The organism is Pseudomonas sp. NMS19W (assembly GCF_051554255.1).
Lineage (GTDB): Bacteria > Pseudomonadota > Gammaproteobacteria > Pseudomonadales > Pseudomonadaceae > Aquipseudomonas > Aquipseudomonas kribbensis.
This window is the reverse complement of sequence record NZ_CP136718.1, coordinates 3,381,243-3,398,320: the sequence shown is the minus strand read 5'-3', so window position 1 is coordinate 3,398,320 and position 17,078 is coordinate 3,381,243. Positions and strand designations below refer to the sequence as shown.

The window sequence follows — 17,078 nt, the reverse complement described above, 5'->3', positions numbered from 1 at the left end:
TATTGTCATCGCCAGCAGGCTGGCTCCCACAGGTTTCTGGTGCTTCATGTGGGAGCCAGCCTGCTGGCGATAGCGGTGTATCAGGCGCCGTCGAGCGTGCGGCGCACCTTGTCCAGCAGTTCGCTGATCTGGAACGGTTTGACCAGCATTTCCATACCGGCCCCGAGGAACACCTGACGGTTGATCGCGGTTTCCGCGTAGCCGGTCATGAACAGGATCGGCAGTCCGTCGCGCCAGCCCCGGGCGACGTCTGCCAGTTCACGGCCGCTCATGCGCGGCAGGCCGACGTCGGTCAGCAGCAGATTGATCGACGGATCGTTCTGCAGGCGCTCCAGCGCGGTTTCAATATCGCCGGCCTGGGTGCAGCGGTAACCGGCGTCTTCCAGCACTTCTGTAACGAACAACCGCACCGACGGCATGTCCTCGACAATCAGCACATGCTCGCCGGAACCTTGCGGATCCACCGCTGGTGGCACCAGATCGGCGGCCGTCGGGTCGCTGGTGGCCGGCAGCATGATGGTCACTTCGGTGCCGCGCCGGGCGACGCTGCGGATGTGCGCATCGCCGCCGGACTGCCGGGCGAAACCATAAATCGTCGACAATCCCAAGCCGGTGCCCTGGCCCAATGGTTTGGTGGTGAAAAACGGGTCGAACACCTTGTCGATCAAACTGTGTTCGATGCCGGTGCCGTCGTCGCGCACCGACAGTGCCACGTAAGAGCCATCGGTCAGATTCGGGTCGCCATGGGAGTACGCCGCATAGGTGCTGACCCAGATATTGCCGCCCTGAGGCAAGGCATCCCGGGCATTGATGACCAGATTGAGCACGGCGCTTTCCAGTTGGATCGGATCGACCAGGGCGATGGCCGGTTTGGTGGTCAGCTCAAGCTTGAGGGCGATGCGTTCGCCGATGGTGCGCACCAGCAATTCTTCGAGCGAACGCACGTGATCGTTGATGTCCACCGGCCGGGTGTCCAGCGGCTGTTGCCGGGCGAAGGCCAACAGGCGATGGGTCAGCGATGCGGCGCTCATCGCCGAATTCAGCGCGGCATCGGCGTAGAACTGCACCTTGTCGAGACGGGCGTCGGCGACGCGTTTCTGGATCAGTTCCAGGCTGGTGATGATCCCGGTCAGCAGGTTGTTGAAGTCATGGGCGATGCCGCCGGTGAGTTTGCCCAGCGCGTCCATTTTCTGCACTTGCAGCAGTTGCGCTTCGGCGCGTACCCGGTCGGCGACTTCCTTGGCCAGTTGCGTGGTGGTGTCGTCCAGTCGCGCCAGGTGCGAGCGTTCGCGGTGACGGTGTTCGGTGACGTCTTCGACGAACACCAGGCTCAGTTCCGGCGTACGGTACGGGGAAATCTGCCACTGGGTTTCGCGGATTTCGCCCTGCACGCGCATGTTCAGCGTGCCTTTCCAGCGCTCGCCATCCACCAGTCGCAGACGCAATTCCTTGAGGATGGCGCCCTGATCTTCGGCAAAACACTCGTCGAGGATCTGCGCGTCACGGTTGTCCTGGATCAGTTGGGCAAAGGCGTGGTTGCACTCGTGGACTTTCAGGGTTGCATCGATGACCGCAATCGGCGCCGAGACATTGACGAAAATTTCCCGGAAGCGCGCCTCGCTTTCGCGCAGGGCGTTTTCCGTGTCGCGCACCCGCAGCAGAGTGCGCAGGGTTGCCAGCAGCACGTCCGGGTCCACCGGGTGAATCAGGTAGGCGTCGGCCCCGGCGTCGAGGCCGGTGATGATGTCGCCGGTCTGGATCGACGCCGCCGACACATGGATCACCGGGAGCAGGGCTGTGCCGGGATCGGCGCGCAGTTCACGGACAATATCGAAGCCGCTCATGTCCGGCAGGTTGACGTCGAGAATCAGCGCATCCAGTGCCTCGCCGGCGATCAGCGCCAGGCCTTCGCCGCCGGTGCCGGCCTCCAGCACTTCGTAGCCGTGGCGCTCCAGACGCCGGCGCAGGGCGTAGCGGGTGGCGACGTTGTCGTCGACGATCAACAGGCGGATGTCATGTTTCATCGACGTTCTCCAGAGCGATCGCCAACGGGATGATCACAAAAAAGGTCGAGCCGACTCCCGGTGCGCTTTCCACGCCGACTTCGCCGCCCAGCAGCTCCGCAAAACGCTTGCACAGGGATAATCCGAGCCCGGTGCCGCGCAGGCGTTTTTGCAGCGGCGAATCGACCTGGGAGAAGTCTTCGAACAGGGTGCCGTGCAACTCCGCAGCGATGCCGATGCCGGTGTCGCTGACGGCGAAACGCACCTTGTCCTGGCCTTCAAGCCGTGCCGAGACACGGACCTCGCCGCGAGTGGTGAACTTCAGCGAGTTGGAAATGAAATTGCGCAGGATCTGCGCGAGCTTCTTGTCGTCGGTGTACAGGCGCGGCAGGCCCACCGGTTCTTCGAAAATCAGGTCCACTGCGGAGGCGTCGACAATTGGCCGGAACATCCCGCGCAACGCCGCGAACAGGTCGAACATGTCGAACCACGCCGGGGAAATGGTGATGCGTCCGGCCTCGATCTTCGCCAGATCGAGCAGGTCATCGACCATGTCGCTGAGTTCCCGGGCGGCGCTGCTGACGAACGCCACCTGCTTGTGTTGCTCAGGGCTGAGCGGGCCGTCGAGTTCGTCGGCCAGCAGGCTGTTGATGCTCAGGATCGAACCCAGCGGGGTGCGGAATTCGTGGCTCATGTACGACAGGAAGCGGCTTTTCAGGTCCGAGGCCTGGCGCAGTTGTTCGGCCTGGGTGTCGAGCTCGGCGTACAGGGCGAGGACGCCCTGATTGGTTTCGTCGAGTTCTTCGCGCAGCGCGGCGGTTTCGCTCTGCAACTGGGCGATCAACGCGCTCTGTTCTGCGCTGCTCAAGGTCGGGGACTCAGCCATGGGCGGCCTCCAGGGCAACGACCAGCACCGTTACATCGTCGCGGCCGCGACAGAAGTCGCGGTGCAGGACGGTGGCTATCACGGCGGGATGGCGATGCACCAGGCCGGGGTAGTCTTGAAGGTTCCAACGGGACTGCAAGCCGTCGCTGTACATGATCAATAGATGTCCATTCACGTGAGCATAGTCAAAGGGCCGGGCTTTCCGGTACTGGCCGCCGACGATCCCCGGGTGCGAGGCCAGTCCACGGGATTTGTCGGCGCTGACGAGGCTGGCGCCGATGTTGCCGATACCGGCGAAGCTCAGGCTGTCGCGCTCGGCATGGAACTGCGCAAACGCGACGGCACCGCCCCGAGTGCCGATCATTTCCCGGTGCAGGTCTTCCATCAGCATCTCCGGAGCGGCGAAGGGATCCAGGGCGAAGGCTTTCTCTCCGGCCCGGGCCGCGCGTTCGGCGTCCTCGCCGTGGCCCAGACCGTCAACGATCAGCGCGCTGATACTGTTGCGATCAACCGCCAGATGCCAGACATCACCGCATGCCGGGTCGTTGTGCAATGAGTGCTGGCTGACGCCGTAGCGCAGGTCCGGCGTCTGGTCATTGCGTGGATAAAGGCGTGCGAGCAGCACCGCGCCACGGGCATCGGCATGCACGTCGAAGACCTCGGTCTGCCGCGCCACCGCGCCCAGTCCGATGCCCTGGGTGCCGCCGGTGGAAAAGCCGTCCATCATGCAGGCCTCCAGATCGAAACCCTTCGCCCGATCCACCGCCAGCATCTCGATGCCGAATCCGTTGGCGCGGGGCAGGGCACGCAGGTGCAACTCGCCGACACCGGCGTGCTTGAGCACATTGCTCGCCAGTTCCGTGGCCACCAGCGCCACCCGCCCGGCATCACGTTCATCGAAGCCGTGAGATTCGGCGAGTTGCTGCGCTGTGCGCCGTGCATGGCCGATCTGACTGTTGTCTTCGATCAGCAAGACCTGGGTCAACGACCCGCTGATATTCATGTCCATCGGGTGATCGTTATTCGGGTGCCTTTGCCGGGTGCGGTGTCCAGTTCGAACTCGTCCACCAGCCGCTTGGCGCCGGTCAGGCCCAGGCCCAGACCGCTGCCGGACGTCCAGCCATCGGTCATCGCCAGTTTGATGTCGGGAATGCCCGGGCCTTCATCGCGGAAGGTCAGGCGCAGGCCGACCTTGTGGTTGTCGTCGAGGATCTGCCAGTCCATGTCGCCACCCCCGCCATACACCATGGTGTTGCGCGCCAGCTCGCTGACGGCGGTCACCAGTTTGGTCAGGTCGATCAGGCGCATGCCGCACTCGGTTGCCAGTTTGCGCGCCAGTTGCCGGGCGAGCACCACGTCCTGCTCGATGTTGATCGGTTGCGTACCGCTGCTGCGCACCGTCATTGCTGGCGTACTCGTTCCTGCAGCAGTTTCATGCCGCGCTCGACATTCAGCGCGGTACTGACGCCGGGCAGGTTGAGGCCGAGTTCGACGAGGGTGATCGCCACGGCCGGCTGCATGCCCACCAGCATGGTTTCGGCGTCCATGATTTTCGACAGGCCGGAGATCGTGCCGATCATCCGGCCGATGAACGAATCGACCATGTCCAGCGCCGAGATGTCGATCAACACTCCGCGCGCCGAGGTCTTGCTGATGCGCTCGGACAGATCGTCCTGCAGGGTGAGGGCGAGCTGGTCATGCATGTCGACCTGGATGGTCACCAGCAGGAAGTCGCCCATCTGGAGAATCGGGATACGTTCCATCGCTTAAACCGTCTTGGCGAGAGTGATACCCAGGCGGGTCAGGGCCAGCTTCAAGGCGTCAGCCAGGTTGGCCTTGGTCACCACGCCTTGCAGGTCCAGACCAAGGTGCACGATGGTCTGGGCAATCTGCGGCCGCACACCGCTGATGATGCAGTCGGCGCCCATCAGGCGGATCGCGGTCACGGTCTTGAGCAGGTGCTGGGCCACGAGGGTGTCGACCGTTGGCACGCCGGTGATGTCGATGATGGCGATTTCCGAACCGGTGTCGACGATGCGTTGCAGCAGCGATTCCATCACCACCTGGGTGCGTTGCGAGTCGAGGGTGCCGATCATCGGCAGCGCGAGGACGCCGTCCCACAACTTGACCACCGGGGTGGACAGCTCCAGCAGTTCCTCTTGCTGACGTTTGATCACCGCTTCACGGGATTTCTGGAAGGTGCGGATGGTATGCAGGCCGAAAGCGTCGAGCAGTTCGGAGATTTCCCAGAGCTGTTCGGCGAGCAGGGCCGGTTGATCCTGGTAATGGTTTTGCAGCAAGGCAAACAGCGGGCCTTTGAGCGAGAAAATGAAACTGGCGGTCTGTTGCGAGTCCTGACCGAGCAGGGCACGGCTGTGGGAGAGTTTTTCGAGGAACTGGCGGGTGGCCTCCCAGCCGGGGGCGGCAATGTTGGTTCCGCTGTCGCTTTCCAGCCCCGTGACCACCAGTTGCAGGAATTCGCTGGTCTGTTGCTGTATGTCGTGTTCCTTGAGATTGCGGGAGGCGCCGCTGGCCTGCAGTCCGTTGATCCATTCGCCCAGCAGTTGTGCCTGTTTGTTTTTCATCGCATCGAGTGTGCTGTTCTGCAGTGCTGCCATGTGCGTCGTGCTCCATTGCGAATTGGGGGCCGGCTCTTCGGAAAATGACCGGCGCGAAGTGAATGACCCTGGCCGTTCGAAATAGTTGTTCGTTCCTGTGAGGATATTTTTGATCCGGCGCAAGGAATACCCCGTTAACTCTAGTTGGCGTGGCCGGTGACGCCGATCTTTCGCACTTTTGAATGCCCAATAAAAAGAGGCCGCGTCCAGTGGAGGCGGCCTCTTGGCTTGCTTTGCGGTTATTTGGAAGGGTGTTTGGCCTGCAGTTCCTTGGCGGCTGCCAGGTGTTTTTCCAGGCCGGGCAGCATTTTCTGGGCGAAGCCCTTGAGTTCGGTGGCGCCTTTGACCTGGTCGTCGGTCACGGTGTTGGCTTCTTTCTTGAACAGCTCGATGGCTTCTTCGTGGGCTTTCACCTGATTGTTGGCGTAGGCGGCGTCGAAGGACTCGTCGCGCATGTCGAGGATCTTCTCCTTGGCCTGTTTCACGAGGGTGGTGGAATCCGGAACCTTGATGTCGTGGGCCTGGGCAATGGCCGCCAGTTCATCGTTGGCCTTGCTGTGGTCGGTGATCATCATGTTGGCGAAATCCTTGATGTCCGCCGACTGGCTTTTTTCAGGGCCAGGCGGCTGGTTTCGATCTCGGCGATGCCGCCGGCCGCCGCGTTATCGACAAAACTGTTGGAGGTCGCGGCGAAGGCGCTGCCCATGCCGGTACTCAGTGCGATGGCGAGGGCGAGATGACGCAGGTTGAATCCGTCCATTGGTGTTTCTCCACGCAGATGTTTTGGGGGTGTTACTCAATGGAGGGAAGCCTGCGGCGTAAGGTTTTATCGTATTTGCCTCAGGGCGACGAACGGCCACCGCTGGTCTGACAGGTGGTCGACAGAAGGGTACAACCAAGGCCATTCTGGTAATGGCTGACGCAATCGGTCGCGTCGGCTGCCGATCAATTGACGGAGGTGTTCCATGCCGGTGACCCATGACCTGTATCAGGACTTGAAGCTTACGAAGGAAGAGATCCAGCAACGACGCACCGAGGATCCACATCTGGACGCACTGATCAACAAGTACTCCCAGGCGGACGCCGAGGTCGTCAAGGCCGAGACGGCAGCCTCGGATGCGCCCAGTGATGACGCACTGAAAAAACTCAAAGAGAAACGCTTGCAGGTCAAAGACAAGATCGTCGAGCAATTGCAGGCTCGAACCTGACCGTCAGTCGCGCCATCGACCTTCGGGGGTGGCACGACTGGAACGACAGCCACGACGGGCACCTCGAATGTACAGAGTCTTCACTTAGCGACTCTTTGCGAGGTGCCTTATGAACAAACCCAGATTCCCCAGTGAAGAGCAGGGTGCATTCGACCCGGTTCCCACTCATCCCGAGCCGAACAGTCCGGCGCATACCGTCCGCCATCCGGAACAAAAGCGGAAGGACGACGAGGTACCGGAGGATGAAGACCCGGACAAATTCGATCGGTCCAGCAATTGACCGTCCGCCATCACCGGCAAGTCGATACGGTATTCACTTCAAGGCTGTATCCAGCGGCATCCGCGCCATGTGCGTGGCCTTCAGCGAGCCGAAATACAACCAGTCGCCATATTCGCGCGCCGTGGTGATCGGCGAGTAATTGCCGTCGCTCGCATCCTGCAAGTTCGCGATGACCTTGCCGTCCAGATCCAGCCCCAGCACAAACCCGCGTTTCTCCACCGGTTTGGGCACGACGGTCATCGCCCGCACGATCATCTTGCGCACGAACGGGTGTCCGGCGGTGCCATCGAGCAGCGGATTGCGCGGCGTGTACAGCGCCACCCAGAAACGGTTCCGGCCATTGAATGCAAGGTTGTCCGGCAGCCCCGGCAGGTTGTCGATGAACAGGTCATGGGTGCCGGCCTTCGGCCCGGTCAGCCAGTAGCGGCTGATGCGGTAGGCGCCGGTTTCGTTGACCAGCACATAGGCGTCTTCCGGGCCGAGGGTCACGCCGTTGGCGAACTCCAGCTTGTCGAGCAGGACGCTGGTCTTGCCGCTCTGAAAGTCATAGCGCAGCAGGCGCCCGTCACCGCCGTGCTCGATGATCGCCTCGCCGTCATGACCGTAGCCCCAGCGACTGCTGGCATCGCTGAAGTAGGCGTAATGCCCGGACTTGTCGATGGCCACATCGTCGGTGAAACCGAACTTCAGGCCATTGGCTTCAGTGGTCAGCGCGGTCAGCCGTCCTTGGGCATCAAGGGACAGCAAGCCCTTGACCCCGTCAGCAATCACCAGCAAACCGTTGGGGTGCCGCGCCAGACCCAGCGGACGCCCGCCGGTATCGGCAAGTACCTGACGCTGCTGGCCGTCGAGGCTGGTCCGCAGCAGGCGCCCGTCATGCAGGCCGGTGATCAGAAAGTCCTCTTCCAGCAGCAGCGCTTCAGGGCCTTCGATATCGCCCGGGCCGACCTGTTTCGCGCTTTTGAGGCGTTGATTGTCCGCGTAGACCCCTTCGGTCAGCGACGGCGCTGTTTGCGGCTTCCACGCCACGGGCTCGACTTTGGTCGGCATCAGCAACAGGAAGGCCAGAATTAGAATCACCAGCAGCAGGATCAGATGGCGCAGCTTCACACGTGAGCCCCCGCGAGTGCCAGATGCCGGGTCGCCGTATCGCGCAAGGCCAGCATCGAGGCCGCCGACTCACGTTCGATGCGGCGTTTGAGCAACAGCTGATTGGCGATGCGCATGCCCAGGCTTTCGAAGCGGTAATCCAGCGTGCGCACGAATCGCGTGCCATCGTTATGAGCCGAGCATTCGTAGGTCAGATGCAATGACAATCCATGATCGCCCTGTGCCCGGGCACACCAGCGTCGCCCCGGCAGGTACTCGGTGACTTCCCAGCTCAAATGCCCTTCGCGGCCACCGGCATGAATGTCTTCCTCGAAACGCGCGCCGGCATGCAACGGGCCGGCGGGACCGTCGATTTTCAGCGAAGACGGATGCCACTCCGGCCAGCGGCTGACAGTGGCGGCGTAGGCGAGGACGGCAATCGGCTCGCCGGCGATGTCGATCGGATGCTGCATGCGGGTCATGGGCGTTCTCGAATCGGTGAGGGGGACGGGTTCCGGCTCCCAGTAGAGGGTGCCGAACAGGTAATCCATCAACGGCAGGACGATGTTGAAATTGCGCTCCTGCATGCGTTCACGACGGTGATGCAATTCGTGCAGACGACGCATCTGGCGAATCCACGGCAGGCGGCTCAGCGGATGCTTTTCCGGCAAGTGCTCGCAGGCGTGAAACACCTCATAGGTCAAATAACCCAGCACCATGCAGCCGCCGAACAGACCGGTGACGTTGGCGTTGACCTGTGCGAACAGCCACCACAGGGGCAGGGTGATCACCAGCGTGTGCACCACGATCAGCCATGCCGGAAACAGGATCACCCGCCAGTCGCGGGCGCTGTCCCAGGTCATGTGGCCGGGGGTGAAGAAACTGTGATGGTCGCCGGCATGGCGGGCGTAGAACATCTTGGCGAAGGCTTTCTTGTGATGCCCGAGGTGGCGGTGCACCACGTACACGCCGAAATTGAAGAACAGCAAGGTCAGCGGCACCGCCAGCCATTCCAGCGGACGCACCTGCTGCACGCTGCTCCAGAACGCGCCGATGGCCAATACGCCGAACAGCAGCACGAAGGCACCGTGCAGCCACGGGTTGTACAGCGGATGAATCGCCGCGCGATAGCGGCTGCGAAATGCCTCGGTGGTCTGCCTCACTGCGGTCACCTGCGGATATTGTCGTTATCCCGGCAGATTAGCCGATCCCGCCGTTTGTGCAGGGTCTACCTTGAGGTCACAACTGCCATGCTCCGGTGCATAGCGGTCGTCAGCTCAACGGGTTCCAGCGCTGGGACCAGTCGTCGTCGGCCTTGATCACTTCGCGCAGCAAATCGAACGCCTGTTGCAGGGTCGCCGAATCACGGTCGCGGGAATAGACGAGGTAGGTCGGATAGCCGAATTCCGGGGCTTTGGTCACGACTTCCAGGGCGCCGCTTTCCAGGTAGGTGCGAACGACACGGGTGCGGAAGTAGCCGCTGCCGCCGTTCTCCAGAATATATTGCAGGGCCAGCGGGCCGAGGTTGAAGCTCAGGGCGGCCTTGGCTTTTTCCGGCAGTGCAGCATCGTGCTGACGGCGGAAATCGGTGCCCCAGTCGATGTATACGTAGGGAGCGGGGCGGTTGGGTGTCCGGACCAGAATCAGTTTCTCTTCCAGCACTTGCTCGACCTGCAGGCCCGGCCAGTATTCCGGCTGATAGACCAGCGCGGCGTCGAGCACACCGAGTTCCAGTTGACGCAGCAGGTTCTCACCGTCGCGGATGTCCATGCGCAGGGCATGGCTGGGGATTTTCTCACGCAGTTCGGCGGCCCAGCTGAGCATCAACGGGTTGCACAGGCTGACTTCGCCACCGATGTGCAGCACGTTGTCGTAGCCCTCGGGCAGCGGCAGGTCACGGCGTGCGGCTTCCCAGGTCTGCACCAGCTGATTGGCGTAGACCACGAACGCCTCGCCATTGGCAGTCAGCCGCGCACCGGCGCGGTTGCGCACGAACAGCGTGCTGCCCAACTGGCTTTCGAGTTTTTGGACGCGGGCGGTGATCGCAGTCTGGGTGACGAACAGCTTTTCCGCCGCTGCCGCGAGGCTGCCGTGGCGGACGATTTCCAGAAAGGTGCGGGCGAGGTCGATGTCCATGGGGGCGCCGGTGTCTGAGGTGCCCGCATTGTAAGTCAAAAGCCCCCTCACCCAAGCCCTCCCGAAACGTCGGACCGCCCGGAGGGAGAGGGGACTAACCGAGTTGTCTTGCGCTATACGCCGACCTGAAAGACCGAGTCGATTTTGGATTCAAAGCAAATCTTTCAGGTCGGCGTACTTCTTCAATATCCCCCGATCGGTTCCCTCTCCTGGGGGAGAGGGCTAGGGTGAGGGGGAAAGCAGGCGCCGCCGATCAACCGGCCAACTCAGCCTCCCGAACCCGCGCCCAATCCTCCACCAACCGCGCCGGCGTACAGCAAGTCTTGCGCTTGTAAACAAAATTCCGGCACTTCTCGGCAAACTGATTACGGTTGTACAGCATGTCTTCCTGCATCTCTTGCAGCTCGCTTTCGCGGCATTGGCGGATCAGCTCATGATCGACCCGCAGCTTGCGTTCACGCACCGCCGCATACGTCGGATCGGTCAGTACCGAATTGGCCCGTTGCAGCAACCACAAACCAAACTCGTCCGGGCAACGCGGACCGATTTCCTGGATCATGCCCAGTTGCAGCGCCTGGGCAGCGCTGACCGGCAGACAGGCCTGGGTCAGTTGTTCGGCCATGGCCGGGCCGACGGCGCGGGGCAGGCTGTAGGTCCAGTATTCCGAGCCGTACAGCCCCATGCTTTTGTAATGCGGGTTGAGCACGATGTCGGCGCGGGCGAACACGATGTCAGCCGCCAGGGCGAGCATCACACCACCGGCACCGGCATTACCGGTGACCCCGCTGACCACCAGTTGCCGTGCGCTGAGCAACTCTGCGCAGACATCGTCGATGGCCTGGATATTGGCCCAGGCCTCGGCGCCCGGATCTTCGGCAGCCTGAATCACATTCAAATGCACACCGTTGGAAAAACTGCCGCGTCCGCCCTTGACCAGCAACACTTGTGTGTCGCGGGACTTGGCCCAGCGCAGCGCCTCGACCATGCGTTGGCACTGCTCGGTGCTCATGGCGCCGTTATAGAACTCCAGTGTCAGCTCGCCGACCCGCCCGGACTCGCGATAGCGGATCGGCTGATAGGCCTCATCGCTGAATGGTGCGTTGGCAATCGACCAGTCCAGCACCGGCACTTGGGACAGTTGCCCGGCCAGCACATGCCGCGCCGGACGCTTGAAGGTTTCCTCGCCCGATTGCGGTTTGCGCCGCAGCGAGCCGATCCACAGGCTGTGATCACCGGTGGCCACCAGCACCGCATCGTCGTGTACCGCAAGGATTTCGCCGGGGATGCCGGTGCGCTGATCAAGGTGCGCGTCATACACGTAATACTGGCCGCCCGCGAGGCTGGCGAGCACGCCGGGCTGACCGTCCGCGGCGTCGATGCAGCGTTTGATGAAGCGCGAGCAGTCGTGCCAGCTGAAGGTGCGGTCGTCCTGTTTCATGTTTGGTTGCAGGCAGCCGCGAACCTTGGGATCGGTGTAATCCAGGGGCACCGGGACGAAGCCGTCGATGAATTTTTCCACCACTTCGCGGATGCAACGGATCGCCGCGTCGCTGACACGGCCGTTGTACAGCTCGGATTTGCGCAGGCCTGCCGGCAGGTTGAATTCGCAGGTGGCCCAGACCGGGCCGGCGTCCATTTCTTCCACCGCTTGCAGCGCGGTTACGCCCCAGGTTGGCAGCTCGCGCATGATCGCCCAGTCCAGCGCGCTGGCGCCGCGATCACCGACGATGCCGGGGTGAATGATCACCACCGGGCGTTGCGGATTGCTCCATAGCGCATGGGGCACACGGTCCTTGAGGAACGGGCAGATCACCAGGTCAGCGCCGCTGTTTTCGATCTGCTCGCACACGGCGGCTTCATCGGTGAACAGCACCACGCTCGGCGAATGGCCCGCCTGACGCAGGTCCAGCCAGGCACGTTGGGTCAGACCGTTGAACGCCGAAGACAAAAGAATGATGTTGAGTGATCGCATGATTGCTCTTCCTTGAAAGGTCAGCCGCAGGCTCCCGGTGAGCCGTCCGTGGCTATCGATGGAGGCGCAAGGTTAGAGAGAGGCGCGGGGGGCACCACTGATCGAGATCAACGTTGTGTCAGCCAATGTTGCCGTGGCGACAAAGCGTCTTATGCTCAATGGTTTGCATATCCTGATTTTTTATTGCTTCAAATGTCCGCGACGCTATTGCACAGTCGCAGCCCTGATCAACGCCGGACGATCCCGGCGTATCCATGGATTTTCGCAGCGGGTGGAGCCCGTTTTCAGGGAGTAAGGCATGGGGAGTCACAACCCGCATTACCAGCTCATCGGGCAAATGTTCCAAAAGGACTACCGATGGTTATGCGCCGCCGTCAGCCGTACCCTCGGCTGCCCGCACAGCGCCCAGGACATAGCTTCGGAAACTTTTCTGCGGGTGCTGGCATTGCCCGATCCGCTGGCCATTCGCGAACCTCGCGCACTGCTGACCACAATTGCCCGGCGTCTGGTCTACGAAGGCTGGCGCCGTCAGGATCTGGAACGCGCCTATCTGCAAAGCCTGGCGCTGGCGCCGGAGCCGGTGCATCCGTCGCCGGAGGAACGGGAACTGGTGATCGAAGCGCTGCTGGCGGTGGATCGCTTGCTCAACGGCTTGTCAGCGAAGGCCAAGGCTGCGTTTCTCTACCATCAGCTCGATGGCCTGACCTACAGCGAAATCGGCGAACGCCTCGGCGTCTCCACCAGTCGGGTGCAGCAGTACATGGTCGAAGCCTTCAAACGTTGCTATCAGGCGATGCAAGCATGAGACCGGACGAAACGCTGATCGATGAGGCAGCGCAATGGATGGCGTTGTTGCAATCGGGGGATGTCAGCCTGCAAGAGCGCGCAGCCTTCGACGCCTGGTGTGCAGCGGACCCACGGCATCAGCAGATCATCGAGCAAATGGGCGGCGGGCTGAATCTGTTGCGCCATGCGAACCTGCGCGGTTTGCCCCGTGAGAGTGTGCTGCACAGCCTGAATGCGCCCTCCAGCAGCCGTCGTCGGTTCATCAGCGGCAGCCTGAGCGTGCTCGGCCTCGCGGTGCTGGCCGGGCTGCTCGGGCGACGTTATGGCTGGTTGCCCGAGGCCGGCGAGTTGTCGACCGGAACAGGCGAGCGACGTGAATTCACGCTGGAAGATGGCAGCACCTTGATGCTGAACGCCCGCAGCCGCGTGGTGCCGCTGTTCGACAGCGCAGAGCGTCTGCTGGCCCTGCGCAGCGGGGAACTGCTGATCGATGTCGCGAAAAATCCGGCCCGGCCGTTTGTGGTCGAGACCGGACACGGACGGATGCGCGCCCTCGGTACGAAATTCCTGGTGCAGCGCGCTGAGGATTCGACGCGGCTGGTGATGCTGCATTCGCAGGTCGAAGTGGTCACTGCCGGCGGCGCGCGGCAAGTGGTGGAGGCGGGCGAAAGCCTGTTGTTCAACGAACGGGAAATCCTCGCGCTGGAGCGCAGCAAGGGACAGGAAAGCGCCTGGGTCCAGGGACGTCTTGAAGTGCGCGACCGCCCCTTGAGCGAAGTCATCGATAGCCTGCGCAGCTATCGTCGCGGGATTCTGCACCTCAGCCCCGAAGTCGCGGGTCTGCGCCTCAGCGGCCTCTATCCGCTGGACGACAGCGACCGCACCTTGCAGCTGCTCGAACGCTCGCTGCCGATCCGCGTGACCTGGCACAACCCGTACTGGGTCAGCATCGAAGCGCGGTTATAAAACCATAACTTCCCGGTCTATCCGCCCCCCTATAAAAAGCGCCGGCCCGCTGCTCATTCCCTGCAGACGCCTTCAACAGGGAAGCCCCTCGATGTTCTCATTCAAACAACAATCAACCCGTCTGACGCTGGCCGCCGCGCTGGCGATGGGCATCGTTCCTTCGGCCGTTCTGGCGCAAGACGCCGCCACTCAGGTGTTCACTTTCGACATCGCCCCAGGTGCGCTCGACGAGGTGCTGCTGGACATTTCGCGCCAGACAGGCGTGCCGATTTCCTTCAGCCAGAATCTGGTGCAGGGCAAGCGCAGCAGTGCGGTACGCGGCGCATTGGGAGGCCGGCAAGCGGTGGAAAAGGCATTGCTCGGCAGCGGTCTGCAAGTGGAGCAGGGCACTCAAGGCCTGAGCATTCGTCAGGCTGATGCCCCTAGCGTCGCACCGGTCAAGGCTGCCGCCGTGGCGCCCGCCAGCAGCGCCGATTACCGCATGGAAAAGGTCACGGTCACCGGCTCGCGCATCGCCCGCGCCCAGTCCGATGGGGCGACACCGGTCAACGTCATCACCCATGAGGAAATGGAAGCGCGGGGCTACAAGAACGTCTACGACGCCCTCGCCACGCAAACCCAGAACACCGGCATGACCCAGGGCGAAGACTACGGCAACACCTGGCAACCGGCCGCCAGCGCCCTCAACCTGCGGGGTCTTGGTCCGAATCACACACTGGTGCTGATCAATGGCCGGCGGGTCGCCGATTACCCGACTCCGTACGACGGCAAGGTCAACTTCACCAACCTGGCGAACATCCCCTCGGCGATCATCGACCGCATCGAAATCCTCAGCAGCGGCGCCTCGGCGATCTACGGTTCGGATGCGATTGCCGGGGTGGTGAACATCATCCTCAAGGACAAGATGAACGGCGTCGACGTCAACCTCAAGGGCGGCACCAGCGAGCGCGGTGGCGGTGACAATCAACGGTTGCAGATCAGCGGCGGCGGCAGTTGGGGTGACTTCGACGGCCTGTTCGGGCTTGAGCTGACCAATCGCGATCCGATCTGGGCCGATGACCGTGGCTTCATGCAGAGCGGGCCGTTGACGGATGTCGGTTATCGTCGCGACCTGAGCAACAACCGTTATCTGGGACCGGGCTGCGGTGCTTATCAAGGCACGTTCGATAACAAACTGTTCAACAACGGCGGGCGCTGCCGCACTGATCAGATGTACAACGATTACTGGACGATCCAGACGCAAAAAGAAAACTACGACGGTTACACCCGCGGCACCTGGCATTTCAGCGAAAGCGGTCAGGTGTTCGCCGACTTGATGTATGGCCTCGATCACATCCAGAACAACACCCGTGGCCCGACCTTCACGTCGCCGGACTTCATCAACCAGAACAGCGGCAATCTGGAGCGTTGGTATCGGCGTTTCGGTGAAGAGGAAATCGGCGGGCGCACCAGCAACAACAGCAAATGGCGCGACACCTCATGGACCGGCACGCTGGGGCTTTCGGACAAGATCGCCGACACCAGCTGGCACTATGATCTGGCGGCCAATCGCTCGGAATATAAAAGCGTGCGCACCACACGCTATACGCCGCTGTCGTCGATCCAGGATTTCTACTTGGGCCCGCAGCTCGGCACACGCGGCGGCTACCCGGTGTTCTCTCCAGATGCTTCACGTCTTGATCGACCGCTCACACCGCAGGAATGGCAGCAGTTTCGCGGTGACCTGACCCAGAGCAGCAAGTCGGTTTCCACCAGCTACAACGCCTCGGTCAATGGCGATCTGTTTGACCTGCCAGCTGGCCCGGTCGGATTTGCCGGCGTACTGGAAGCGGGCAAACAGGAATACCGCATCGACCCTGACGACCATCTCAACGATGGCAGTTTTTATGGCGTGACACCGGCGCAAAGCTCAGGGGTTCGCGCAAGCGCTATGCGGCGGGTGGCGAGTTCAGTATTCCGGTCACTGACACTGTGCTGGCGACAGCGGCGGGGCGTTGGGACCAATACAAATTCAGCGGCCGCACCGAGCAGCAGAAAACCTACAACCTCGGCCTGGAATGGCGGCCGATCACCAGCCTGTTGCTGCGAGGCAGTTACGGCACCAGTTTCCGCGCGCCGGACCTGAATTACATCTACCAGTCCGACAGCAACGGCTACTACCCGGCACAGATCGACTACTACGGTTGCAGTCAGGGCGTGGAGGGCGCCTGTGATCGTGGGCGGGTCGATTACACCCAGAGCGGCACGGCGGACCTGGCATCCGAACGCGGAAAGTCCTGGACGTACGGGTTTGTCTGGTCGCCGTCGCGCAACTTTGATTTCTCCACTGACTTCTGGCGGGTGGAAATCGACGACCTGCTGACCACTGTCGACGAAAACCGCCTGTTGCAGGAAGAGAACGAATGCCGCAACGGCACTCAGGACATCAACTCGGCCAACTGCCAATCGACACTTGCACGCGTCGATCGCAATCCCGGCAATGCCGCCATCGATCCCAATCAGTTGCAGCGGGTGCGGGTCAACGCGATCAACGCCGCCAGCGAGCGGGTCAGCGGTCTGGACTTCAAGAGCAACATTCGCTGGGGCGCCGGGCAGTACGGAGCGTTCAGTTCGGCACTTGGCTACACCCTGGTGCTGTCGCATTTTTACAAGGAATCCGACGAAGCTCCGACCCAGGACTTGCGCACTTCGCGCAGCAACTACGACTGGCGCAGCAAGGTCAACGCCAGCCTGACCTGGGATTATCAGAAGGCCACGGCGACCCTGATGGGCATCCGTTATGGCTCTGTCACCAACGGCGCGGGCGATGGCCGCCTGTCACCGTGGACGGTGTTCAATGCCAGTGCGCGCTATCGCTTGAACGACCGGGCAAGCGTCGGGCTGACCGTGAACAACGTACTCAATCAGGTCAAGCATGACGACTCGGCAGGCTGGCCGTATTACCCCACCGGCAACTACGACCCGTATGGGCGGCAGTGGTGGCTGGATGTGAGTTATCACTTCGGGGGATGAGACTTTTCGCCCGGAACGTCCTACGGAAACAAGCGGGTCTTGCGTGAAAACGAGGATATTTCCGACGACTTTTTCAGGTTGGTCGTCGGAAGCGTGATCTATAGCATCGGCTGTGACATTGA

At 62.0% G+C, this 17,078-nt stretch carries 13 protein-coding genes and 2 pseudogenes; 4 read left to right on the top strand and 11 right to left on the bottom strand.

Annotation, left to right across the window (positions count from 1 at the left end):
• Positions 1-80: 80 nt before the first annotated feature.
• From R1A29_RS15355 to R1A29_RS15325, 7 genes and pseudogenes are all read right to left on the bottom strand, one after another.
• Positions 81-2,024 (bottom strand): response regulator, encoded by a 1,944-nt coding sequence (locus tag R1A29_RS15355; protein WP_438298792.1) that lies wholly within the window; start codon positions 2,022-2,024, stop codon positions 81-83.
• On the bottom strand, positions 2,014-2,889 hold the full coding sequence (locus R1A29_RS15350) for a sensor histidine kinase (protein ID WP_438298791.1): 876 nt from the start codon (positions 2,887-2,889) through the stop codon (positions 2,014-2,016). The genes R1A29_RS15355 and R1A29_RS15350 overlap by 11 nt, the downstream gene beginning before the upstream one ends.
• Complete coding sequence (locus R1A29_RS15345) at positions 2,882-3,892, bottom strand: ATP-binding protein (RefSeq protein WP_438302052.1); 1,011 nt, start codon at positions 3,890-3,892, stop codon at positions 2,882-2,884. Before R1A29_RS15345 ends, R1A29_RS15350 begins: the two co-directional genes overlap by 8 nt.
• Positions 3,889-4,293: an anti-sigma regulatory factor gene (locus tag R1A29_RS15340; RefSeq protein ID WP_085710114.1), complete on the bottom strand. Its 405-nt coding sequence runs from the start codon at positions 4,291-4,293 to the stop codon at positions 3,889-3,891. Before R1A29_RS15340 ends, R1A29_RS15345 begins: the two co-directional genes overlap by 4 nt.
• A complete protein-coding gene (locus tag R1A29_RS15335; protein WP_007959463.1) occupies positions 4,290-4,652 on the bottom strand; it encodes an STAS domain-containing protein in 363 nt (120 codons plus the stop codon). The genes R1A29_RS15340 and R1A29_RS15335 overlap by 4 nt, the downstream gene beginning before the upstream one ends.
• Positions 4,653-4,655: 3 nt before the next feature.
• Complete coding sequence (locus tag R1A29_RS15330; protein ID WP_438298790.1) at positions 4,656-5,507, bottom strand: STAS domain-containing protein; 852 nt, start codon at positions 5,505-5,507, stop codon at positions 4,656-4,658.
• Positions 5,508-5,746: 239 nt separating this feature from the next.
• Positions 5,747-6,267, bottom strand: a pseudogene (locus R1A29_RS15325) (DUF4142 domain-containing protein).
• Positions 6,268-6,472: 205 nt separating this feature from the next.
• Between R1A29_RS15325 and R1A29_RS15320 the strand changes: the two are divergent.
• Entirely contained in the window at positions 6,473-6,715 is a 243-nt protein-coding gene (locus tag R1A29_RS15320) for a YdcH family protein (protein ID WP_085710111.1), read from the top strand.
• 313 nt (positions 6,716-7,028) lie between these two features.
• Here the strand turns inward: R1A29_RS15320 and R1A29_RS15315 are convergent, their stop codons facing one another.
• From R1A29_RS15315 to R1A29_RS15300, 4 genes are all read right to left on the bottom strand, one after another.
• Entirely contained in the window at positions 7,029-8,045 is a 1,017-nt protein-coding gene (locus R1A29_RS15315) for an SMP-30/gluconolactonase/LRE family protein (RefSeq protein ID WP_438302051.1), read from the bottom strand.
• A gap of 56 nt (positions 8,046-8,101) precedes the next feature.
• Complete coding sequence (locus R1A29_RS15310) at positions 8,102-9,247, bottom strand: sterol desaturase/SRPBCC family protein (protein WP_438298789.1); 1,146 nt, start codon at positions 9,245-9,247, stop codon at positions 8,102-8,104.
• 109 nt (positions 9,248-9,356) lie between these two features.
• On the bottom strand, positions 9,357-10,220 hold the full coding sequence (locus R1A29_RS15305; protein ID WP_085710108.1) for a LysR family transcriptional regulator: 864 nt from the start codon (positions 10,218-10,220) through the stop codon (positions 9,357-9,359).
• Between the two features lie 253 nt (positions 10,221-10,473).
• On the bottom strand, positions 10,474-12,192 hold the full coding sequence (locus R1A29_RS15300) for a hydrogenase maturation protein (RefSeq protein WP_438298788.1): 1,719 nt from the start codon (positions 12,190-12,192) through the stop codon (positions 10,474-10,476).
• Positions 12,193-12,490: 298 nt separating this feature from the next.
• On the opposite strand from R1A29_RS15300, the gene R1A29_RS15295 reads away from it, so the two are divergent.
• From R1A29_RS15295 to R1A29_RS15285, 3 genes and pseudogenes are all read left to right on the top strand, one after another.
• Positions 12,491-12,997 carry a sigma-70 family RNA polymerase sigma factor gene (locus R1A29_RS15295; protein WP_085710106.1) on the top strand — a complete coding sequence of 169 codons (507 nt, stop codon included), beginning with the start codon at positions 12,491-12,493 and terminating at the stop codon, positions 12,995-12,997.
• Entirely contained in the window at positions 12,994-13,944 is a 951-nt protein-coding gene (locus R1A29_RS15290; protein WP_438298787.1) for a FecR domain-containing protein, read from the top strand. Before R1A29_RS15295 ends, R1A29_RS15290 begins: the two co-directional genes overlap by 4 nt.
• Before the next feature lie 91 nt (positions 13,945-14,035).
• A pseudogene (locus tag R1A29_RS15285) lies at positions 14,036-16,956 on the top strand (TonB-dependent receptor domain-containing protein).
• Positions 16,957-17,078 lie beyond the last annotated feature (122 nt).